The organism is Sphingobacterium cellulitidis (genome assembly GCF_043187465.1).
GTDB classification, from domain to species: Bacteria; Bacteroidota; Bacteroidia; order Sphingobacteriales; family Sphingobacteriaceae; genus Sphingobacterium; species Sphingobacterium cellulitidis.
Genome location: NZ_CP171136.1, coordinates 2,895,422 through 2,916,408, shown reverse-complemented (window position 1 = coordinate 2,916,408; position 20,987 = coordinate 2,895,422). Strand labels below are relative to the sequence as shown.

The window sequence follows — 20,987 nt, the reverse complement described above, 5'->3', positions numbered from 1 at the left end:
GAATTTTTTCCTTTCTTTAGCCCTTAATTTTTATTTTCAGCCATTTTTCTCGTTAAATTATTTATCTAATCCAGCCTATTTCTTTTGTTTTTTGCCTTATGCTAAGGAGTTAGAAAAAAGCATTTAGCAATATTAATTTGCTTAACTATATCATTAAGAATAGTTTATAATTTTTTTAAAAAGTATAGTTGAAATCAATTTTATTGTGTTAATTAGTATTAAACTTTAAATTAAGAAAAGATAACCTACAACAGGTAAAGAGAATGAACCTGTTTGAATCACAACTAGAACCAAATTTATAAATCGTTTTAGCATTATTTATTATTAACTATATTTTTATGTGGAATTCTGACAAATTTACTCGTAGAGGAAATAGACTATGGATTGTTCCGTTAGTACTCCTCGCAACAAGTTACAGTCCAGCTAATGCACATGTTAGCCTTGGATCTAACGTAGTCCTTACCACGAATTTGCAACAACAAACCGTATCCGGTGTTGTTCGTGATGCAGGTACTAACCAACCTATGGGCGGAGTAACAATCTCCGTAAAAGGTACTAGCACTGCTACCCAAACCGATGACAATGGTAATTTCTCCATTGCAGCAAATTCTGGCCAAGTGATCGTTGCCAATTTCTTAGGGTTTAAATCCCAAGAAAAAACAGTTAGTTCATCGACTATGAACTTCTCCCTGGTCAGCTCTGATCAACAAATTGAAGAACTTGTCGTAGTAGGTTATGGTACGATGAGAAAGTCTGATGTGACCGGTTCTATCTCCAATGTTAAAGGTGAGGATATGATCAAAGCCCAAAGCTTTAGCCCTCTCGAAAACTTGAGAGGTAAAGCTCCTGGTGTAAACATCTACTCCAACTCTGGGCAGCCTGGCGCTTATGCTAACCGCGTCATTATTCGTGGTACCAACACCATTAACTCCTCATCAAACCCATTATACGTGGTCGATGGAGTAGTAATGCAGGATTTTCATTTGTTAAACCCAAATGATATTCAAAGCATTGAAGTATTAAAAGACGCTTCCTCTGCAGCAATCTATGGTGCCCGGGGTGCAAATGGGGTAATCCTCGTGACAACCAAAAGAGGTAATAAAGATGGCCGTAGAACCATTTCCTACCAAGGATCCATTGGTACTAACTCCGTACAACGCTATATGGATGTGTTGAGCGGGCAAGAATGGGTAGACGCCTTTATGATCGGTCTTGCTAATGAAAATAAATGGCAAGGAAAAAATTGGAACCTGGATAAAAAAACCTGGTTCAATGATCCGAATTATTTCGATTCGAATGGCAATCCTTTGTATGATACTGATTGGCAAAAAGAATCAACTAGAAATTCATTATCCCATAATCACCAAATTGATATCCAACAGGGGGATGAAAACTCTTCAGTAGGGGCATATTTGAACTACTCCGAAAATCAAGGGGTCGTAAATAATACCTATAGCAAACGTGTCAATGGTAAATTAGCCTATGATGCGAAGGTTAAAGAGTGGTTATCTACAAGTATCAACTTGTTGGCAAACCATACTTGGGGCCAACACACACCAGAAGATGGTGGTGGACAGGATGCTCGTCGTACGATGATTGAAATGTTACCTTGGCTACCAATTCGTCAACCTGATGGTAAATTTACAAACTCTTCATCTTCAACGGTTTCTAATGTGTTGGCATTTGAAGGAATGGCCAATCCGGTTTCCATTTTGGAACTGCAAAAAAGAATGCGCTATAACACCCAAATTTTTGGTAATGCCGCATTGACTTTCCACCTCGCAGATGGATTGGACCTGAAAACCCAATTTGGTATTGATAACCATAGAAAAGAATATAGAGGCTATTCTTCTATTACTTTAAATAACATCTCCAGACCAAATGGTTGGGCCGAAGTAAATAGTTGGAATGACCTGTACTGGCAAGAAGAAACTTACTTGACCTATAATAAGACCTTTGGCAAACATAGGATAAACTCCATGGCAGGTCTTTCTTGGCAAGAACGTACTTATTTTGGGTTCAATGCTCGCACTGAAGGATTTACAACCGATGCGTATGAATATAATAACCTAGGTGTTGGTTCTATCCCGGGAGCTCCGGGTTCTGGGGCAAATAAATGGGCCATGAATTCATACTTCGTACGTGGAAACTATAGCTACGATGACCGCTACTCGGTAACCGTGACTGCTCGTGCCGACGGTTCATCCAAGTTCGGTAAAGATAAAAAATATGGTTTCTTCCCATCAGCAGGTCTTGCTTGGAATGTTTCCAATGAAGAATTCATGAAAGATCAGACTACCATCAGCAACTTGAAATTACACTCTTCTTATGGGGTAACCGGTAACTCTGAAATTGATCCTTATACTTCTTTGTTCAAAATCAATGCTTTCACGACCCTAATCAATGGAATCCGTGAACCTGGTTATATCGTTGGTAACTTAGGAAACCCAGGCTTACAATGGGAAAAAACAAAAACCTATGACGCAGGTATCGAAGTCGGATTTTTCCAAAATAGATTGAATTTCGACGTTTCTTATTATTTAAGAAATACAAACGAATTATTGTTATTAGCGCCAGTACCTCACTCTACAGGTTTTGTGGATGTCATGAAAAATATCGGTGCAGTTCGAAATCAAGGGGTGGAATTCTTAATGACTGCAACGCCAGTTAGAAATGATAACTTGACTTGGAATATCAACTTAAACGGTAGTTATAACAAAAACAAAGTTGTCAAATTAGGTGAAAATAATGAAGATATCCTGATCAATAACTGGGTGGGTGGTCCTAACGGTATTATTCGTGTTGGTGAAAACTTAAATAGCTTCTATGGCTACGAACGCGAGAAAATCTATACCGTGGAAGACTTTGAAAAAGGTGAAATTACGCAAGATAAAATCGGTAGACCAAAACGTTCAACCACCCAAAGAATCTTAGGTCAAGGTGTGCCAGACTGGATGGGAAGTTTTATCAATACTGTGAACTACAAGAATTTCGACCTAACAGTGGATCTTCAATTTGTAGCTGGTGTTGAAACCATGCAACAGTTCTATCACTCTACTTATGACCGTTTCGGTATTACAAATGGTTTGAGTGCTATCTTAACTGATGCATACGATGGCTCTAATCCTGGAACGATGCAACAAGCTATTTATCTAACGAATAATGGTCATGCTGGACAAGATACCAACGTGGATTCACAATGGGTTGTAGACGGTTCATACCTACGTGTCAATGTCCTTCAACTTGGATATACATTTACTTCTGACCTTGCCGCTAAAATGGGAATCTCTGCACTACGTATTTATGCAAGTGCAAACAATCCTTGGTTATTTACCAGTAAGGAATTTAAAGGATATGATCCTGAAAGTACCTCGCAAGGGGAGTATAAGTTTGGACAAAACGTTACTTTCTTCTCTTACCCTAGAGCAAAAACTTTCACTTTCGGTATTAATTTGACCTTATAATCCTAAAGAATTATAATTATGAAAACTAGAAATTTTGCACTCGCTATAATATTGACAGGAGCCCTTGGATTGAGCTCTTGTAATAAATTTTTGGATGAAGATCCATATTCAAATGAACAGTTAGCAACCTTCTATCAAACAGAAGCCCAAGCCATCGGAAATGTAAATGGCATGTATCGTCGTGGTGCAATTGTACGCTACGGAAATGCTGGAAGCGCTTACCTTGGTCCAACAGCCTCAATCTCCACTTTTTTAACCGGATATTTTACGAACTCCTACGAAAATCAGGAATTGATCTGCCAGTATTCAAGATTGTTAAATAGACAAGAAAATACGCGTATTGTGTCAAATACCATGAACTCCATTTGGAGAGAAAGTTATGATGCCATAAATATTGCCAATGGTGCTATTAAACATATCCCAAATATTAGCTTCACGGATGAAAATCAGAAAAAAGTGTTGATCGCCACTTCCAAATTCTTCAGAGCATTCAACTACTTCTATTTGGTGAAAACATTTGGGGATATCCCAATGCCTTTAGAACCTACTGAAGATTTGTCAAACCTTTATCCAGAACGGACTGCAGTAGCTCAGGTTTATCAAACCATTGAAGCTGATTTAAAAGAAGCGGTGGAAGTATTGCCAGCTGTTACTTTCAGTGACAATAAAAATCGGATTACCAAATACGTCGCAGCAATGGCCTTGGCAAATGTTTATTTGCAACAAGGAAAATTTGCTGAAGCTTCTACTTATTCTAAAATGGTAGTCAACTCTGCTCATGGCCTGACTGCAAATGAAGACCTAAAAATGAAGAGTGCCTACAATAAGCTACGTACTACTGATAACTTGCCTGAATCCATCTATGTGTTTGAATTTGATGGTCCTATCAACTCCAGCGGCTGGTGGCCAACCTATGGCTTTAATTCTGCAGCAACTGCCGTGTTCGATAAATACTCTATTTTTGAACGCGTTTATGGGCCTACTAAAAGATTCTTAAATGTCTATAAAGCAGATGACCTAAGAATCCAACCGAATCAATTTTTCCATTGGGAATATAAAAACCCTAATACAAGTAAAGTATGGAAATCTGATGATGCCGGTGTATGGTATTATGTGGATGAAAATGCTGTGTTGAATACAGGTCGTGGTACTAAAGATTGGAATATCTATCGTTATGCTGAGGCTTTATTAATCGCTGCGGAGAGTTCTGCGAAAGCTAGTAATTCAGTTACTGCTGAAGCTGCAGGATATTTGGCAAGAATTAAAGCCCGTGCTAGTACAACTGGTAGAACCGTTCCTCAAATTACAACCGAACTTCAAAGTATGTCCTTAAATGCTTTCGTTGAAGAAGTATGGACTGAACGCCTTCGTGAATTACCTTTGGAATTTAAAATGTGGGATGACTGTCTTCGTACTGGAAAATTCCCTGTGATTTCTCCAACAGAAAAAGGTAAAGTGACTTATACTAACTTGGTTGGTGCTCAAAATGCTTCAGGTGCAACATTCAAAGATACTGACTTATTATGGCCAATCTCTTTGGATGAGCTTCAACGTAACCCTAAACTAACTCAGAATAAAGGTTACCAAGCAACTAATTAAGCATATTAATTACATAAAAAGGAGGCTATCTGTTCTGCAGATAGCCTCTATTTTTTTATAGGTTTTCCTCAATGAATTTAAGTCGACCTGGAATATCTATTTTTGGAATTTCTATAACCTCATAGCCATATTTGGAATATACCATCCGCATGGCCTCTTCTGTTTTTAGGGCTTCATCCCAAGTTTGCTTCCGCTCTGTGTCTGTGATGTAAATGTCCTCCCAGGCAGGGAGTATAAACACCTTTTTGTAGATTGGCCTGTTTAAATAACTCTTTAAATCATCGGTTACTGGGATATCTTCCATTTCCATATAACAAATGGTATCCAGCAACCCACGATCAAAGAATACACGATCTGATTCGTGATTTATTAAGGTTTGCTCGTATGCGTTAACCGATTCTGACCACATTAATTTGGCATAGCCATTTTTATCCGCCCACGGTAGGGCAGAACCTCTATTATTTACTTGGTTTTTTATGATTTCTCGCGCAACCTCTGGAATACAGCGATACCCTTTTTCTGAAAGTCCATTGATCAAACTTGTTTTCCCAGTGCCTGGTCCGCCAGTTAATACGTAATAATTTTTTGTGCTTATATCCATGAAAAATTCTAAAATGTCAGTTCTAATATTTCTCCGGGTAGTCCATCAAAATCCCTGAATTCGCGAGATTGAAATCCATTTTTCGTTAGGATCCGGCGCGAAGCAAAGTTCTTAGGATCTATTATCGCAAATAAACCCTTTAAACCCTTAATTGTTTTAGAATATTGTATTAAATGATCTGCGATTTGCCCAGCAATACCCTTTCCCCAGTATTCAGGAATCAAGATATAGCCTAATTCCGCAATGTCAGAATGGGAATCCGTGATTTCTAATTTGGCAAGTCCAATAAAGTGGCCTTTCGACTTATCCAAGATCTTATAAGTCCCAAAATTCGGAGATAAGGAATTTAATTTTAGTAATTTTTTGAAATCCTCCCGAGCCTCAACATATTCAATGGGTCTTTCAGTTATCATCTCCATTACTTTGCTATTGTTTACCAAGCGAAAGTAATTGTCAAAGTCCATTGAAGTATTCACAAACTTTAATAGCTTATACTGATCTAAATCCATCATAAACATTAATAATTTTAATAAAAGTAAAAATTATTAATGAATATTATCTTGATTTATGATGGATGCATTAAATTTAAAATAAAGGTAATATTCAGCCTATATTTCAGAACCGAATCTCATCCTTTTCAACTTTAAAATTTTGTCACTTAAAAGGACAACTAATATCACATAGAGCATTTGCGAGAAAATACTCAGGTAATTTTTGATATTAACATCTGCAACCTTCGGCAAAATAAACTCTGAAAACAGGTAATTAATACAAATACCAAAAAAGGTGCCTGCAGCAAAGAATATTAAGGCATATTTTTTAGATTTTGAAATAGATGCTTTATCCGCCTCTATTTTTTCTATCCTAGCCATTACTTTGGAATCAAAATCATCAAAAGGCATCTCAAGTTTTGCCAGTTGCATATAACCTTTGATCTTATCTTTTTCCTCTTCCATATGATAAACTGTTTATTTCTTTATTAAGTTCAAAGGCCATTCTTTTTCGAGCTCGAAATAAAATCACCTTACAATTCGCATTTGTCCAGCCAGTAATACTACAGAGGTCTTGTATAGACATTTCCTCCAAATAAAACAATCGCAAAGCCAAGGACTCATTGCTCGGGATTCGCATCAAAACGCTATTGATCATTTGTTTCTGTTCTTCCTCCATCATAGTCTTCAATGCATTATCATTGAATTCTATATCATGTTCGTTTAGGTCAATTTCAACCTGTTGCACATTCTTTTTACTAATCAATTTATAGGAACAATGAACTACAATCTTATAAAACCAAGTGCTGAATTTTGATTGACCCTTGAAATTTTCCAAGGAAAAATAAGCTTGGACAAAGGCTTCTTGCGTAGCTTCTTCCGCTAAAAGCTCATTTTTTACTATAGATAGAGCAACCGAAAAAGCCATGTCTTTATAGTTACTGATAAAGTAACTAAAAGCATGGCGATCTCCAGAAAGAACTTTGTCTATGTAAAGACTATCCATCTATTCCTTGATCTTCCTTGTTTTCTTTTTTGTCTGCAATAATAAATGAAACTCCTACCGTTAAAGTAATCGTCCCAATAATAATTAATCCATCCCAACCTGAATTATTTAACATGCTCGTCGCATACATCATACCTGAGGCTAGAGTGCCTACAGCAAATCCAATTACTACTATTCCAATTTTTCTCCATGAAACTGGATTCTTTGGCAGACGTGGAACTGGACCTCCAAGCTTGGTAATTGTCTCGGACCTAAACTTGCTAATAAAATATGTACATAGTACAACGCAAGCAAAAAATGAAATTGGAACTAATATACCTAGTACTGTCATAATTTGTTTTTATTCATTAGTGCGGTATTCTGATTAAAAGGTTACACAAAATTTTGATTTTTTTTCAAAATATAGGTTGAACAGTAGATAATAGCTTTAATTATAGCTTCCTGCCAATAAACTTTTCTTGACCCAGTAAAAACTGGATTGCTTTATCAATGTTTTTCAGCTTACTGTTTTCTGATTTTAGATTGTTGATATAACGATTAATCTCTTTTTGAAGGGAAGAAATTAATGAATCATAAACCTTTTTGGCCTCTTGATTATTCTCTAAGGCTAAAAGAAAATTCGGATCCATTGGGATTTCCCTACTTTCTAAATCCAAAAGAATTGTTACCTCCAATTCTTCAGCAATACGCTTCGGTGAATCCTTCAAAATCATCGTATTGATATACAACCTCCATTCTCCCTGATATCGCAGCAATGTTTGCGGGATAAACTCTGAACCATTCACAGATACCTTAATTGGAATATTTCCCTTATTACGATTGGCATCAATAAATAATTCCTGCAGAATTTCCTCCGGAACAAAAACAAAAGGATTTATCCCGATAATATCAAGCTTACTGAAAAAAGTGTACTGCTTTGTATGAGGCATGGAATAAAGGATTAATAAATGTCGACCTGCTAATTAGTTTTTTCAGATGTTAATATAGTGGAAATATTGGTCAATTTTTCTTGACCTCTTATTTTAACTTTCCTTTATTTCTTTCATCCTAATCCAAACCAGGATTCCAGATAGCAGGGTAATAAAACCAGCAATATGCACTGCCCACATTAAGCCCAATAAATTTCCAACTATTCCGGCCATCAAGGCTCCAATGGCATAGCCCATATCTCGCCAGAATCTATATACGCCAAGTGAGGATGCACGCCAACTCGGATGCGCTGCATCACTTACTGCAGCCAGTAGAGCAGGGTAGACCATAGCGGTTCCAATACCCAGAAATATGGAACCTAGTATTCCTGAAGTTAAAGGCTCAAAGATTTCCAAGCCTATCAAGAGGTGGCCTAGAACTTGGACAAACATGCCCCAAACGATCAATGGTTTTCTTCCCCACTTATCTGCTAAGGGACCAGTAACAATTTGACCAATACCCCATACTACTGGATAAATGGCTTTAATCCAGCCAATACCTTCCAATCCAACGCCCATCGACATAAATAACAAAGGGAAAACACCCCAGGACATGCCATCATTTAAGTTGTTGATCAAGCCCGCTTGTGAAACTGAAAATAAGTTTTTATTCTTGAAAGAAGTTTCCTTAAATACCCAGCCTAGATTTGGCTTATGAAACGTTTCCCCTAATCCGTTTACGGGGTTTTGTTGTGCCTCCAATAAGGCAAATTGCCGGGTATCTTTTATTACAAATATGGAAAGGAACAAGCCTATTAAGGTATAGGCAATTCCAATATAAAAAGGCTCTGGTCTTAACCCATAATGCGAAGCTAAATAGCCTGTGAGTAAGGCTGTAAGCCCAACAGCACCATATCCTGCCGCCTCATTCAGTCCCATCGCAAGTCCGCGACTCTTTTTTCCGACCAAGTCAATCTTCATATTGACCGTCATGGACCAGGCGAAACCTTGGCTAACACCCAATAATATATTGGCAAATAAAATCCAATTCCAACTCGGTCCAAAAGCCAAAATAAAGGGAACCGGCAAACCTATTAACCAGCCCCAAATCAGAACCTGCTTACGGGTATATTTATCTGCTAAGACGCCAGAAATTAAATTCGTGATTGCTTTTACCAAGCCGAAAGCTATAATAAAGGAAAAGATGACAACATCAGACTGGATCTTAAAAATCTCCGTACCTAATAAGGGAACCACCGTACGCTCCAAGCCCACCATTCCACCAACCATCATGTTGACCAGAATCAATAAACTAAACTGCTGCCAGTTTTCTTTTAAACCCAACCTTATCTGATTCATTCTATTCGTTTCGCCTTTTGTTAATGTGAATCTGCATGGAGTGAATTTTATTGTTTCTTAACGAAAATAATAAAATCACTTCTTATATGCGGCAAAGATCGAATTAATGGAGGAGGAGTTAGGTTACTCTGGTTACATTGAATTTATTATTTAAAAAATAGAGGTAACCTGAATCGGATACCCCTTGAAATTGAAACAATTAAATGAAGTTCTTATAACCTTATAAAAAATCTATAATATTCTAGCAGTGTATTTAATGGACTGTTTATTTAATAGTAAGTCCGGTAGATTAATGGAAATTTTAAACTGCTTAAGGGCATCTTCTTTTAATACAATAATCTCTTTCTTTTTCTTTTCAACCAGATCTGCTGATGCAATGCCATTTTGTTGGGCTATATCTAATGAGTTTAGGACTTTTTTATAATATTGCTCATTGATATTAATATAGTTGTTGTATTGAAATTCAAACTGGTTGATTAATGCAATAAATTCTTCCAACCTATTGTTCGCTTCTTTTAGATTTCCATTGTTACTAATCAAGATGTTATCATAAGATAAAACACCTTTATTGGTATTCATTTTTTCTGCATTCTCCAATAGGTCTTCCACATACTTATTGTTGAAGTGATTGAATAGGTTGGTCATGTACTCCCCAATATCTTCCTCTTGTGATTTTACTTGGTTTGGATATTTTAGGGTCATTGAAAAGAATAGTAACTGATCATATAATTTTTGCTGTAGAATCCCAAGTTCATTGGTCTGCAGTTCTACATTATTTCTGAAGTAGCTCGTAGATTCATTCAATGCCAGATAATATTGAATGTATTTATGTAAGTCCTTTTCAAAAGCATCTATTTTCTTATAATCGACATCGTCATTGAAAATACTGGTACTTCGTAGTAAACCCAAAACAGCATTGGAAATGCTAATCGCAGGAGCAATCGTAGGGATGCTTCCTAAAATTGGACTTTTTGTAATCTCATTAACAGATTGAAGTATTTTTCCGGCTACATTCTTGCTTTTGGGTTGAATGTGTTGCTTGACTAGTTCCAAGATTACCTCATCGAATTTGAAGTTCAAAGAGTTGCTTTGTGGATTATGTAAATCCTTTACAACAGCATCTAGTTTATTATCCTTCTGTCTCGACTTTAAAAAGTTAATTTTCTCATTTAACAATTTGAAAGTGGCTAACCCATTTTTCAGGTTACCTTTTACGATTTCATATTTTAGCTTCGAATCCAGATCTTTGGAAGTAATTAAGGTATTTATTCTTTCTGAATTTGCCTGATTTTGTTGGAGCAAGTCATCCACCTGCTTTTGAAGATTGATTAATACGGTAGAATCTACCTCTTTGACCATTTCGTAAGGTTGGCTATTTGCCAAATTGATGGCAAAGAGCATCAATACTGCTAATAATTTTGCTTTCATAATATTTAGTTAGTTGGAATGTGTCGCTTCTGAGAGAATAACCATCCTGATATCACCTATTCTAATTAATATGAACCCAAGCATATTATAATAGGTTAATAATTAGTTTGTTGCAAAACAATATCTTTTGCTAGTTAAATTTAAGCCGCTTATTCATCATTTTCAATACCTACGCTTAGGTATTTTTTAACAGTATATACCTGTTTTCGAGGACAAAAAAAGCCATTTTAACAGGTAGTGGTTTTTAGTCTTCTTGTCCATACTTTTGAATTCAATAAATAATATACTTTATGAAAGGCTTACCGAAAATCACACTTACTGCGCTATTACTTTCATTTATTCTGATTTCCTGTGATAAGGATGGGAATGAAGTCGAGGATGAAAAAATTCTAACCGAAAGAATTGAGGATATTATTCCTAAACAATATCTAGATACGTTAAAGAAATTAGACTTTGTTATCCATTCAGGTGTAAAACCACCAACGGTAGAAGGTAAATTTGCCATTAAACCGCATATCCTGGATACGAGTAATATCGCTTCTGATCGTCCTGGTCATCGTTTCCAAGATGCCAAAATTGAACTCTCAGGCCAAAATAATAAGGACTTTAGTATTCTTTTGTATGGTGAGAATTTTATACATAACAGAGATACCAGTATCACTACGGCAATCTCCGGGACTGGTAATAAATTTACCATTTATGGAAAGGTTAAGTCCACGGTGGGATCTTCTTCCGCAATCATCGGAATGATTATTTCAGCTGAATTAGGTAATGATGGAAATGTCAAAAATTGTAAGACTGGTATTATCATGATCGATGATTCCAAAGGTGGAGGCAATTTTATTTCGAATGGACAGGCTCGTATAGCTTTTGATTCCGATTTTATTAGTGAAAGAATAGGGGATAGCAAAAGCATGGCAAAAACCATAGGGAACAATAGGGTTCCTTTGAGCAATAGGCTCTTGGAAACTAGTGGGTTAGAATAAGAGACCTTTATTTTTTTTAGGTCAAATAAAATGGGCTGGATTTTCTTATCCAACCCTTTATTTATTTAATGAACATCTTGGCCTTTCACGCGCTTAATATTGATGAATGGGCTCTTCATCAGATATAAAAAACTCTGCTTTTCATCTGAATCAAACTCGATTAATCCGTATTTCATATCCTTGACCTTTAGGGATTTAAAAGTTCCAAATATGCGGTCCCAGACAATGAAAATATCAGCATAATTGCTATCCGTAAAAAATTGGTTTTGATCATGGTGGACCCGATGATGATCTGGCATTACGAATATTAACCCGAAAGTCTTATTTAGCCAGGTCGGAAAATGTAAATTGGAATGCTCCAAGAAAAGAAAGATATAGAGGATAAAGTAATATAATCCTAAGGATAGAATATCTGTCCCGAAGATTCCTGCTGATAAGATATTTCCGGTTTGATAGACGAGGATCATCTCCAAGGGATGAAACCGAAAACTACTGGAGGAGTCCATGCTGGTATCGCTATGATGTACACGATGCAGCCGCCAGAGTAAGGGAACCTTGTGTGCTGCCCGATGAATCCAATAGGTCGAAAAATCATACAGCATGACGCTCAAAATTAGCTTCACCCAAAATGGCAGCTGAACATAAAATAATAAGCCTATTTTATGATTGTTGAGCCACTCGATACAGTAGACCTGGAGCACAACAAAAAATAGGTTCATCAAGGTTAGTGTGATCTGAAACAGGATGTTTTGAATCAGATGTTCCCCTCTTTTTTTGAAGGAAAATGGATTAGAACTAATCTGCTCCAAGGTAAAAAAGAGAGCCAGTAATCCGATTATCAAATAATTCGGATCCATACTTAAAATGCTTTCAAGTAATTCCATTTCAATATTATTTAGATTAATAAAATCTTAAAAAACGCAAGGATTGAAATAGTTTCGGGAAAAATTCAAGGGATATAGCAAATCAAAATTCCTGATAGAGGATGATTGTCTGAAAAGACTACTGCAAATAATTTAGGGAAAAGCTAGAACCTGCTAAGTGGCAAGGATTAGATGTGTGTTTAACTATCAATTTCAAGTAATATCTATAAAGAATAGTTTAAGTTACTAAGAAATTTTATTAAATAGCTAATTTTTGAAAAAATAATCATTTCGCTACAAAAATTAATTTATTTGCCAAACCTAACCGGTTTTGCAGATCTTCTGGAAAATATTTTGAGAACTCTTATTACTTTAGCCCCAAACTAACAAGCGCGAGCTTACAAATTATTAATTTTTTGTCGATGAATACTCCAGATACTCATGGTACTTATGGCGCCACCCTGTTTGATATTAGGTGGAAACAAAAGCGTAAAGCAATCATGGAGAGGGATCAAAATAGATGTGTCATTTGTCAAGATGTCCACCAATTACAAGTCCATCACCGTCAGTATCATTTTATCAATCGGCTTAACCAATTTAAAGAACCTTGGGACTATCCCAGCAATCTTTTGATTACTCTTTGTGCCTTGTGCCATAAACGAGGTCACCGTAAATATAAAGTTCCAACCAAATACATTTAATCTAATGGGTCTATTTAATTTTTTTAAGAAAAAACAAAATGAAAGCTCTCCTGAAGATGCTTTGCTCAATGGCCATTTACCACCTATTCCAGAGGATATTTTTGTAGAAAAAGACCTCAATCAAGATTGGACAGCGCCAATTAGTTCCTTTACAGGTATCAATGCCATCTATTCTTACCTTCAGTCTGATTTTGAAACTAAAGGCTTCAATGATGCTCTAACAAGCCCAGATGAACGTTATAAAGACGATAACCTCCGTTTGATAAAATTCGACCTCGAAATTATTATTTCTAAGGTTAAAACCTATCACGATTCTTTCCTAAAGGAACTGGAATTTCATATCAATTCCCGCAAAAGATCTGGATTGGTGGATCTTGTTGAAGAACTCGTAACCAAAAAAGAAGACCTTGAAAACCATATCCGAAAAGTTGTGGATATCGAAGAATCCCTAAAAACGGATTCTGGTTTGTTTGAAAGAGCTATTCTTGCCTACAATAGAGGATTTACCAAAGGTCTAGCCTCAATAACACAAAGAACCCTACTGTCTAAAGAGTTTTAACATGAAAAAGAACCCATGGCTTAAATTTGGTTGTTTCCTTACAGGTTATAACTATTATTTAGTTCAACATTCTAGTGAACAAAGCTCGAAAGCTGTCAAAAAATTTACCTCTGCCGTGTTATTGATTGTCCTGGTTTGGATGTTTATTGCCTATTCATTCGCTGTTCGATATCTGAATGTCGGTGTAGTAGGAGGTATTCTTGCATCTGTCATCGCTGCTTTTGTCGTTATTCAGATTGAAAGAATTATTATCCTTTCTACTAAAGTCAATAAATGGTCCGTTACCTTCCGGGTTGCTCTTGCACTTGTGATGGCAATTCTAGGATCTTTTATCTTAGATCAAATTATCTTTAAGGATGATATCGAACTTAAGAAAACTCAGATAATGGAAGATCGCGTTAAAATCGCTATCAAAAATTCTGAAAATGATGTCGATGAACAGGTGAAAAGCATAGATGCCAGTATTCAACAATTGGAGGCCAGGCAAAAAGTCGTGTCCGAAGATTTACAGAAAAATCCAGTGATCGTCACTTCTTATACCAATACTTCGGTAACACGTGATAATCAAGGGAATAGAATTAATAGTACCAATTCAACTAATAAAATGGTGAACGAAAACCCTAAAAAAAGGGAATTGGAACAGATTAATGAACAAATCAATGTTCTGAACGGTCAGAAATTCAAAACCATCGGCTCCCTGGACTCGATACGTGCGAATAAGGAAAAGGACCTTAGGAAGTCATCTGGTTTTATCGATGAATTAAATATCCTGCATGAAGTTATTACAAGTTCGAAAATTGGATTGACAGTATATCTGCTTTTCTTTTTCTTCTTTTTGTCCATTGAACTATTTGTCGTGACTATCAAGCTTACAGATAAGGCCTCGGATTATGACAAATTGATCAACCACCAAACGGAAGTCCGAATGAGAATGCTGGAACGGCTGAATGGCTAGATAAACGTATTATATTTTAATTCTTGAATCCCTTTTCTGGGATTTGAAAAGAGGATAAAAATAGGCAGTCCTGAAGTCAGATTATTAGAAATCTGGTTTCAGGGCTGCTTTTTTTATATAAAAATGCCAGTCATTTGTTTTTTTCTCTACCAATTACTAGGCATATTTGTTTCAGAGGAAAATTAATATTCAAAAATTCATTTTAGAATATTATCTATTGAATCCTTAATACATCACACTATGAGAAGACAGATAATTTCCATTCAATCCTTAACTATTTTATTATTTGCTGTTTTATTTACTTTGAGTTCTTGTAAAAAAGATAAGCACCCTGATGACTCGGGCGAACCAGATGAATTCGAGGAGTTCTATAAAGGGCTTAAAGTTCATGCATTTGGAAATGTTCAAAAGGAAGGGGATCCTTTAGGAAGTAGACCAGTACATTGGTTTAATGGAAAAATCAACTACTTGGAAGGCTCAGAAAATGGGGGTAATGTCCTCGATGCCTTTATGCTCGGACAGGATATCTACGTAACTGGATTTGAAGGTGCTGTTGGCTCGGATGTAACTTCTCGAAAACCAGTTTATTGGGTCAATGGTAAGAAACATATCCTTGAACAAAATGTCTTTGCTACAGGAAATATGATCTATGTTTCCAATTCAAAAGATATCTATGTAAAAAGAACAGTTTACGAGAATAATAAAGTTAGCTCCACTGATATTTTGAAAAATGGAAAATTATGGCCACTTGAAATCCGAAACAACAAAAAACCTGATATTCGGGAGTTTAGAGGAATGAATAATGAAGTGTATGTTCTAGGGCATATGGAAAATTCCACACTTTGGAAAAATGGTAAGATCCACATGGAAAAGAAATACCCTGAAACTATGCAAAACGTCATTTTTCATCAAAATGACACCTATTTATTCATAATAAATCTCCTTAATAGAAATAATAAAGACCCTTATATAACTATCCATAAGAATAACAAACTCTATCAATCCATTGCAAAGACCAATGATGTGAATCGGGTTGATGTTGGTAATATCAGAACTTTCATGGAAGGAAGTACTACTTATGTTGCGGTGAGTTTTAGAAATGAAAGTAATGCAAAAATAGTGGTTTGGAAGGATGGTAAGAAACATTTGGATCTCCCAGCTAATGAAATGATGCTAGATAATTTATTTGTAAAGAATGGTCATGTTTTCGTTTCAGCCTATAACGCCCAGGACCAAGAAAAATCCGATAAATATTGGATGGATAACAAGGAATTGATTTTAGATTCAGATGATGCCAAGGAAATCAATATTTCCAAGATCATCATCGAAGAGGCTCAATAAATTTAAGATGACCTAAGTAGATATTTACCTAAAAAACCGTATTAGTTTATTTGTTGGGTTTTTGTAATTACCTTTGTGTAAACTAATTGTTAACTTGAAATATCTACTTAGCATTTTATTTGTGCTGTCTGCCTATTGCTTATCTGCTCAGACAGTTTATAAAACTCCATCAGGTGGTAAATATCACACTGCAACCTGCCGTTATGTCAAAAATGTATCTCATGGAATGAGCATTTCTGAAGCTAAGAAATTAGGACTTACCGCATGTTCTCAATGTCATCCCGACCAAATAAATCAAAGAGGCTTTGTAAGTACAGGTTCGAGTAAAGGCTTAGGCATCAAAGCCGGGGAAGCCCAAGGTGCCAACAGCAGATCCGTCCAATGTAAAGGAACCACCAAAAAAGGAACCCGCTGCAAGCATATGACCAAAAATGTCAATGGGTATTGCCATCAGCATGAGCCTAAATAGGAGAGCATTTTCCTAAAAAATTTTATCCATATTTTGTTCAAATAGCCAGTTCTGCCGGACCTTGTCCGGACCTTCTTCGGACATTTGCCTGACCTTGTTCGAATTTTTGCGGTTAAGCTCCGACAGAAGTCCGAAGGAGTTGTGGCAAGAATGCGCGAGAAAAGTGAATTAGGGTTGAAGGCGAAATGGGTGTGGATCGAAATAGGGAGTTAGGGAAGAGGGGTGGAGTTTTCATCAAATGAAAATTCCAAAAAATCTAATGTTATTTCAGGACTTTCTTTATTTCTTTTAGGTATTGTGGGTTTTTCGTAAAGTCATTGTGTCCTTCTCCTTTTAGCCTGATAAGCTGATCTCCTTTTTTGAAAGTTTCCTTTAACTTCTCCGAGGATCCATAATATACTGCTTTATCATGGTCTCCATGGAAGATAGTAACCGGTGCTTTTGTTTGTTCAAGATATTTTCGGTTGTCAAGTTTTAAGTCCAAAATGCTGGAGTTTAGGTTTGGGTCAAGCGCATACGTCCAATCTTTAAAATTATAGAATGGTGCCTGAAGAATAAGTCTACCAGGGTTATTGTGTGCAGCAAGATAACTAGCAGCTGCTGTTCTTAGGGATTGCCCAAGAATAATGATCTTTGATTCATCAGCATATGTCTTTTTGATGAATTCGTAAACCATTTGCATGTCTGCATACCATTGGTCTTCTGTTAAAAACTCACCATCGCTTTTGCCATAACCCCTGTAATCAATCATAAAAAGATCGTAATGGAAGTTGGTATAAATAGGTGCAATTTTACTCCATTCTCCCAAATCTCCAATACTGCCATGAAGATAAAAAATCAATCCTTTGGGATGTTTTGTAGGGAAGTAAAGCCCGTTTAGTTTAATGCTATCATTAATTGGTACCATAACCTCCTGAAAGGGCTGTTTGAAGTCGAATTTTAATTCTTTGTTCAAAGTGCCTGGAAATAATTGGGCAATAATCTCTTGATTTAAATCTTTGATTTCTTCTGCGGATAAATCTTGTGATTCTGCAGGTAGAATAAGGATGGTAAGAAGGAAAACCAGTGAGTATAGATGCTTCATTTCCAGATTTTTTATAAAGTAATTTACGGAAAATGTAGATAAGGGGTCAGAAATTTAACTTTTTTTGACGGTGGGGAGGGGGGAAGGTGAATCGTTTCCAATTTTATTAGTGGGCGTCTGTTATTTGAAGTAAAAGTCAAGTCCTTCTACCGGGTTTATATTAAAATATTTTTTTACTAGGTGTGTATCATTTACAAAATTGAAAATCTGTTTTGCTCTTTCAATTTCCTCTTGTTTTGGTATTGAGAATAGTCTTAGTGATCGTGTTTTCCAAATATGTAAATAACCAAAAGCCAATTGTCTTATTTTCTCGTTTTCGTCTATTGTTCCAATCATCAAATATGGAATTGCTGTCATTCCGCCAACATTGCTAAAGAGTTTTAGCATTGACTTTTTTAATTCATAATTACCTATTTCGTAAATGTTTTTTGCCTTTGTCAAAATTTCTGGTCTCGGAATATGAGATAAAAATTCTATAACTAAGTTTCTAAGTCCATGATATTGGCTGCCAAGGTTGGCTAAAGCAAAATAATAGGCACTTTCTTCATCAAGCTTGCATAGTGCTAAAAAAGCTGTCTTTTTAACTTTTATTCTATTGTCCTTCAGATATGGCTTAACTGTTTCCGAGTACTGTTTACCTTCTGTTTCTGCAAGTCCACTTAATGACCCAATGACTTCTCTGTTTACTTGTAAATTGTCGTTGTAAAATTTAGCAAAGTTTATATTTGATTGTTTTAATGAAAACCTTGCAAAATTTCTTATTGTAGCAGAATAGTCCGATAAAAACTTCCTTACAGTAGTTTCAAAGTCTTTTTGATCTTTTAAGCAATAAAGAGTTTGAAGTCGGACAATCGCTGACTTGTCAATCAGTAATTGCTCGATTTGGGGTTGCTGAAGTTTATCAAAATGGCTTATTGCTAGATTCCTAATTAAAAAATGTTTATCACTTAAGAACAGGTTTAATTCTTGAGAATTGTTTCTAGGCAAATTTGAAATGTGTCTTGCTAATAAAATTCTAAGTTTGTCTGGATATTTTTTGAAGTTGCCAATTATATATGGCCTATTTGTGGAAGCAACGAACTCAATAATGTCTTTGTAAACTCCACTTAAGTCTGTCCGTTCAACTTTTTGTAGCCACTCAAAAATTGGCAAATTTTCAATTAAGCAATCAATGTAATTGGTTGTTTTATAGTTTTCTAATCCATTTAAGGCAGCTTGTTGAACTGGCAAAACCCAATCAGCTAAACGATAGATTAAAAATTGTATAGCTCTTGAACTGGCAACCTTAGAGAGTTTCTTAACTGCTTTTTCTCTGACGTATCCATTTCCATTAAAGGAACTAATTGCCAATAATTCTATATATTGTTCCTTTGGAAAATTTGCTTCATAAAAGTCAATATCACTTCTTGAAATATTACAGTGTTTAAGAGTTGCATAGTGTCCTTTTTTGCTGTCATTCTTTTTGAATAGGTGAATAATTGTATTTGAAGTGGTTTCTCTTATTTCTTTATTGTTATCTTTTAGAAGCTCTGTTAAGTTATAAATAATACTTGGGGAACCGACATTGGCAATTTTTGTCAATGCGTCAATTTTTTTATCAGTGTCACCCTTTGCAAAAAACCAAGTCTTGTTAGGTCTACTTAAAATTTCTAGGTATTGCCATATTTCCAATTCTTGATGTGTCGTCATATACGCTTGAATTTATCGTGTCTGCACGATGATATGCAAGGCGGGTTGCGGATGGTATATCATCATTATTATATATGCAATTTATTACTTTTATTACGAGTGTAGAGAGAAAGTATATAATTATATTTGGGTTGTTTTCTTTCATCCAATTATTCTCATATAATCAGAAAATTCTAATTATCTACAAACTTCAGCTGCTTTGATATTTTTTTATTAAAGGACAGGATTTCCTTCGACAATCCCCAATGGGAGATGCTAAAAGATGGAAATTAAAACCTATGGTCGTTTCTCTCGCTGGTTTGTTGTTTATTTTCCTAATTGCTTTCGCTTGTTCCATTAGTGAAATTATTAATAACTGGATTGTGGTTTTTCAAGACAACTAACGTTATTATTTGTACAATATATTAATTTTTATTACTAGTAGAGGGGGGAATTGATTGGTCTGTTAAAGGATATTTTTTAAATTATAGTAATTTTGTAGGTTTAGGTATAAGATTTGTGTATAGAAAAATTGGCGAATGCCCCTATATTGAAGAAATAAAAAGGTATTTATTACCCCCTCCATCTGAGGGGATTTTTGTTTAATAGCCCTGACTTAATTAAAAAGTAACTTCTTGTTTTAATTCAAAAAACATTTTAATAATGTAGCATTCCGGCTAAAGATTTCGTTTCATTCAAAAACCAGTTCTAAAATGAAAAATAAAGCATTAACCACTCTTACATTATTTCTATTATTACTTTCAACAACTCTTTTCTATAGCTGCGACAAAGAAGGAAACCCACTTCCAGATGATAAGTATGTCGAAATAACCTATAAGGGAGAAACCTTTATTCAGCAAGGCAGATTGTTTTCATTCAACCCACGTCTGGGGCTGGACCTTGAATATTATTATTATGACCTCCCCCAATATGCAAAAGGAGTTAGGTTTATTACATTAAATGCTTCTATGAATAAGAAGGGATCTAAGGATAGGGCTGAACATACTATCTTTATCAAGATACCAGTAGGTGACGAGATCCTGTTAAACCATGAGTATGTTATTAAATCCATTCCAGGGAAACAGATTGTTAATAAGGGAGATGAATATTATTCAACATACGAAAGCGATGGCCTTTCATTTATAAGGTATAATCAATACTTAAATTTCTCCCAATACATTTTTGGAGATGGTAAGGTTTATTTTACCAAAATAACAAAGAAAGAAAATGGAGCTGAGGATATTGAAGGCACTTTTGAATTCTCCATTCCATCGTTTGCGGCAAAGGATGGATTTGATGTTGTAAAAGGTAAATTCAAGCTGCATCTTAAAAAAATCTAATCTTGAATTTATTTATTGAGTTTTACGTCCCTTCATTATTTGGTCGGGGTTTTCGTTTTAAACTAATATGTCGAAATACGTCGAAAAATGGCAATAATTGACTATATCATTCGTAGTCTGCAGTAATTTTCCGTAAACTACTGAACCTAAAAGACTTATAAATTG

General features: G+C 35.6%; 20 protein-coding genes. 9 read left to right on the top strand and 11 right to left on the bottom strand.

Annotation, left to right across the window (positions count from 1 at the left end; all coding sequences use genetic code 11):
* Positions 1 to 338 precede the first annotated feature (338 nt).
* Both ACF3OC_RS12915 and ACF3OC_RS12910 read left to right on the top strand, forming a co-directional pair.
* Positions 339 to 3,464, top strand: a complete 3,126-nt coding sequence (locus tag ACF3OC_RS12915; protein WP_392469357.1) for a SusC/RagA family TonB-linked outer membrane protein — start codon at positions 339 to 341, stop codon at positions 3,462 to 3,464.
* An 18-nt stretch (positions 3,465 to 3,482) separates the two neighbouring features.
* Complete coding sequence (locus ACF3OC_RS12910; RefSeq protein WP_392469356.1) at positions 3,483 to 5,063, top strand: RagB/SusD family nutrient uptake outer membrane protein; 1,581 nt, start codon at positions 3,483 to 3,485, stop codon at positions 5,061 to 5,063.
* Positions 5,064 to 5,118: 55 nt separating this feature from the next.
* Here ACF3OC_RS12910 and ACF3OC_RS12905 read toward each other — a convergent pair whose 3' ends face one another.
* The 8 genes from ACF3OC_RS12905 to ACF3OC_RS12870 form a co-directional block, all read right to left on the bottom strand.
* A complete protein-coding gene (locus tag ACF3OC_RS12905) occupies positions 5,119 to 5,664 on the bottom strand; it encodes an AAA family ATPase (protein ID WP_277711286.1) in 546 nt (181 codons plus the stop codon).
* Positions 5,665 to 5,672: 8 nt separating this feature from the next.
* Positions 5,673 to 6,176 (bottom strand): GNAT family N-acetyltransferase, encoded by a 504-nt coding sequence (locus ACF3OC_RS12900; protein WP_218824034.1) that lies wholly within the window; start codon positions 6,174 to 6,176, stop codon positions 5,673 to 5,675.
* A gap of 96 nt (positions 6,177 to 6,272) precedes the next feature.
* Positions 6,273 to 6,620, bottom strand: a complete 348-nt coding sequence (locus ACF3OC_RS12895) for a hypothetical protein (protein ID WP_182498214.1) — start codon at positions 6,618 to 6,620, stop codon at positions 6,273 to 6,275.
* Positions 6,601 to 7,161: an RNA polymerase sigma factor gene (locus ACF3OC_RS12890; protein ID WP_392469355.1), complete on the bottom strand. Its 561-nt coding sequence runs from the start codon at positions 7,159 to 7,161 to the stop codon at positions 6,601 to 6,603. The genes ACF3OC_RS12895 and ACF3OC_RS12890 overlap by 20 nt, the downstream gene beginning before the upstream one ends.
* Positions 7,154 to 7,492 carry a hypothetical protein gene (locus ACF3OC_RS12885; protein ID WP_094255822.1) on the bottom strand — a complete coding sequence of 113 codons (339 nt, stop codon included), beginning with the start codon at positions 7,490 to 7,492 and terminating at the stop codon, positions 7,154 to 7,156. Before ACF3OC_RS12885 ends, ACF3OC_RS12890 begins: the two co-directional genes overlap by 8 nt.
* Before the next feature lie 100 nt (positions 7,493 to 7,592).
* The gene (locus ACF3OC_RS12880) at positions 7,593 to 8,090 is read right to left on the bottom strand and encodes a YdeI/OmpD-associated family protein (RefSeq protein ID WP_392469354.1); all 498 of its coding nucleotides are present in this window, start codon (positions 8,088 to 8,090) and stop codon (positions 7,593 to 7,595) included.
* A 93-nt stretch (positions 8,091 to 8,183) separates the two neighbouring features.
* Positions 8,184 to 9,428, bottom strand: coding sequence for an MFS transporter (locus tag ACF3OC_RS12875; protein ID WP_392469353.1), 1,245 nt, complete (start codon positions 9,426 to 9,428; stop codon positions 8,184 to 8,186).
* 231 nt (positions 9,429 to 9,659) lie between these two features.
* Positions 9,660 to 10,856 (bottom strand): hypothetical protein, encoded by a 1,197-nt coding sequence (locus tag ACF3OC_RS12870; protein WP_392469352.1) that lies wholly within the window; start codon positions 10,854 to 10,856, stop codon positions 9,660 to 9,662.
* A gap of 290 nt (positions 10,857 to 11,146) precedes the next feature.
* On the opposite strand from ACF3OC_RS12870, the gene ACF3OC_RS12865 reads away from it, so the two are divergent.
* Entirely contained in the window at positions 11,147 to 11,842 is a 696-nt protein-coding gene (locus ACF3OC_RS12865) for a hypothetical protein (protein ID WP_392469351.1), read from the top strand.
* A gap of 65 nt (positions 11,843 to 11,907) precedes the next feature.
* On the opposite strand, the gene ACF3OC_RS12860 is transcribed toward ACF3OC_RS12865, so the two are convergent.
* Positions 11,908 to 12,726 (bottom strand): sterol desaturase family protein, encoded by an 819-nt coding sequence (locus ACF3OC_RS12860; RefSeq protein WP_094282649.1) that lies wholly within the window; start codon positions 12,724 to 12,726, stop codon positions 11,908 to 11,910.
* 401 nt (positions 12,727 to 13,127) lie between these two features.
* Here ACF3OC_RS12860 and ACF3OC_RS12855 point away from each other — a divergent pair, with 401 nt between their 5' ends.
* The 5 genes from ACF3OC_RS12855 (at position 13,128) to ACF3OC_RS12835 (ending at position 16,730) form a co-directional block, all read left to right on the top strand.
* Positions 13,128 to 13,406 (top strand): HNH endonuclease, encoded by a 279-nt coding sequence (locus tag ACF3OC_RS12855; RefSeq protein WP_169715136.1) that lies wholly within the window; start codon positions 13,128 to 13,130, stop codon positions 13,404 to 13,406.
* A 4-nt stretch (positions 13,407 to 13,410) separates the two neighbouring features.
* Positions 13,411 to 13,965 (top strand): hypothetical protein, encoded by a 555-nt coding sequence (locus tag ACF3OC_RS12850; RefSeq protein WP_094255815.1) that lies wholly within the window; start codon positions 13,411 to 13,413, stop codon positions 13,963 to 13,965.
* A 1-nt stretch (position 13,966) separates the two neighbouring features.
* A complete protein-coding gene (locus ACF3OC_RS12845; protein ID WP_392469350.1) occupies positions 13,967 to 14,920 on the top strand; it encodes a DUF4407 domain-containing protein in 954 nt (317 codons plus the stop codon).
* Positions 14,921 to 15,160: 240 nt separating this feature from the next.
* Complete coding sequence (locus tag ACF3OC_RS12840; RefSeq protein ID WP_392469349.1) at positions 15,161 to 16,261, top strand: hypothetical protein; 1,101 nt, start codon at positions 15,161 to 15,163, stop codon at positions 16,259 to 16,261.
* A 94-nt stretch (positions 16,262 to 16,355) separates the two neighbouring features.
* On the top strand, positions 16,356 to 16,730 hold the full coding sequence (locus tag ACF3OC_RS12835) for a DUF5763 domain-containing protein (RefSeq protein ID WP_392469348.1): 375 nt from the start codon (positions 16,356 to 16,358) through the stop codon (positions 16,728 to 16,730).
* A 262-nt stretch (positions 16,731 to 16,992) separates the two neighbouring features.
* Here the strand turns inward: ACF3OC_RS12835 and ACF3OC_RS12830 are convergent, their stop codons facing one another.
* Together ACF3OC_RS12830 and ACF3OC_RS12825 are read right to left on the bottom strand one after the other, a co-directional pair.
* A complete protein-coding gene (locus ACF3OC_RS12830) occupies positions 16,993 to 17,814 on the bottom strand; it encodes an alpha/beta hydrolase (protein WP_392469347.1) in 822 nt (273 codons plus the stop codon).
* A 120-nt stretch (positions 17,815 to 17,934) separates the two neighbouring features.
* Entirely contained in the window at positions 17,935 to 19,503 is a 1,569-nt protein-coding gene (locus ACF3OC_RS12825) for a hypothetical protein (RefSeq protein WP_392469346.1), read from the bottom strand.
* 692 nt (positions 19,504 to 20,195) lie between these two features.
* Between ACF3OC_RS12825 and ACF3OC_RS12820 the strand changes: the two genes are divergently transcribed.
* Complete coding sequence (locus ACF3OC_RS12820) at positions 20,196 to 20,822, top strand: hypothetical protein (RefSeq protein WP_392469345.1); 627 nt, start codon at positions 20,196 to 20,198, stop codon at positions 20,820 to 20,822.
* Positions 20,823 to 20,987: the final 165 nt, after the last annotated feature.

Bases quoted from the DNA above. Each gene is read 5' to 3' on its own strand.
- ACF3OC_RS12910 (WP_392469356.1), top strand. From the start codon at position 3,483: ATGAAAACTAGAAATTTTGCACTCGCTATAATATTGACAGGAGCCCTT.
- ACF3OC_RS12855 (WP_169715136.1), top strand. From the start codon at position 13,128: ATGAATACTCCAGATACTCATGGTACTTATGGCGCCACCCTGTTTGAT.
- ACF3OC_RS12900 (WP_218824034.1), bottom strand. From the start codon at position 6,176: ATGATGGATTTAGATCAGTATAAGCTATTAAAGTTTGTGAATACTTCA.
- ACF3OC_RS12850 (WP_094255815.1), top strand. From the start codon at position 13,411: ATGGGTCTATTTAATTTTTTTAAGAAAAAACAAAATGAAAGCTCTCCT.
- ACF3OC_RS12830 (WP_392469347.1), bottom strand. From the start codon at position 17,814: ATGAAGCATCTATACTCACTGGTTTTCCTTCTTACCATCCTTATTCTA.
- ACF3OC_RS12865 (WP_392469351.1), top strand. From the start codon at position 11,147: ATGAAAGGCTTACCGAAAATCACACTTACTGCGCTATTACTTTCATTT.
- ACF3OC_RS12875 (WP_392469353.1), bottom strand. From the start codon at position 9,428: ATGAATCAGATAAGGTTGGGTTTAAAAGAAAACTGGCAGCAGTTTAGT.
- ACF3OC_RS12890 (WP_392469355.1), bottom strand. From the start codon at position 7,161: ATGGATAGTCTTTACATAGACAAAGTTCTTTCTGGAGATCGCCATGCT.
- ACF3OC_RS12915 (WP_392469357.1), top strand. From the start codon at position 339: ATGTGGAATTCTGACAAATTTACTCGTAGAGGAAATAGACTATGGATT.
- ACF3OC_RS12820 (WP_392469345.1), top strand. From the start codon at position 20,196: ATGAAAAATAAAGCATTAACCACTCTTACATTATTTCTATTATTACTT.
- ACF3OC_RS12825 (WP_392469346.1), bottom strand. From the start codon at position 19,503: ATGACGACACATCAAGAATTGGAAATATGGCAATACCTAGAAATTTTA.
- ACF3OC_RS12845 (WP_392469350.1), top strand. From the start codon at position 13,967: ATGAAAAAGAACCCATGGCTTAAATTTGGTTGTTTCCTTACAGGTTAT.
- ACF3OC_RS12870 (WP_392469352.1), bottom strand. From the start codon at position 10,856: ATGAAAGCAAAATTATTAGCAGTATTGATGCTCTTTGCCATCAATTTG.
- ACF3OC_RS12895 (WP_182498214.1), bottom strand. From the start codon at position 6,620: ATGGAAGAGGAAAAAGATAAGATCAAAGGTTATATGCAACTGGCAAAA.
- ACF3OC_RS12840 (WP_392469349.1), top strand. From the start codon at position 15,161: ATGAGAAGACAGATAATTTCCATTCAATCCTTAACTATTTTATTATTT.
- ACF3OC_RS12880 (WP_392469354.1), bottom strand. From the start codon at position 8,090: ATGCCTCATACAAAGCAGTACACTTTTTTCAGTAAGCTTGATATTATC.
- ACF3OC_RS12860 (WP_094282649.1), bottom strand. From the start codon at position 12,726: ATGGAATTACTTGAAAGCATTTTAAGTATGGATCCGAATTATTTGATA.
- ACF3OC_RS12885 (WP_094255822.1), bottom strand. From the start codon at position 7,492: ATGACAGTACTAGGTATATTAGTTCCAATTTCATTTTTTGCTTGCGTT.
- ACF3OC_RS12905 (WP_277711286.1), bottom strand. From the start codon at position 5,664: ATGGATATAAGCACAAAAAATTATTACGTATTAACTGGCGGACCAGGC.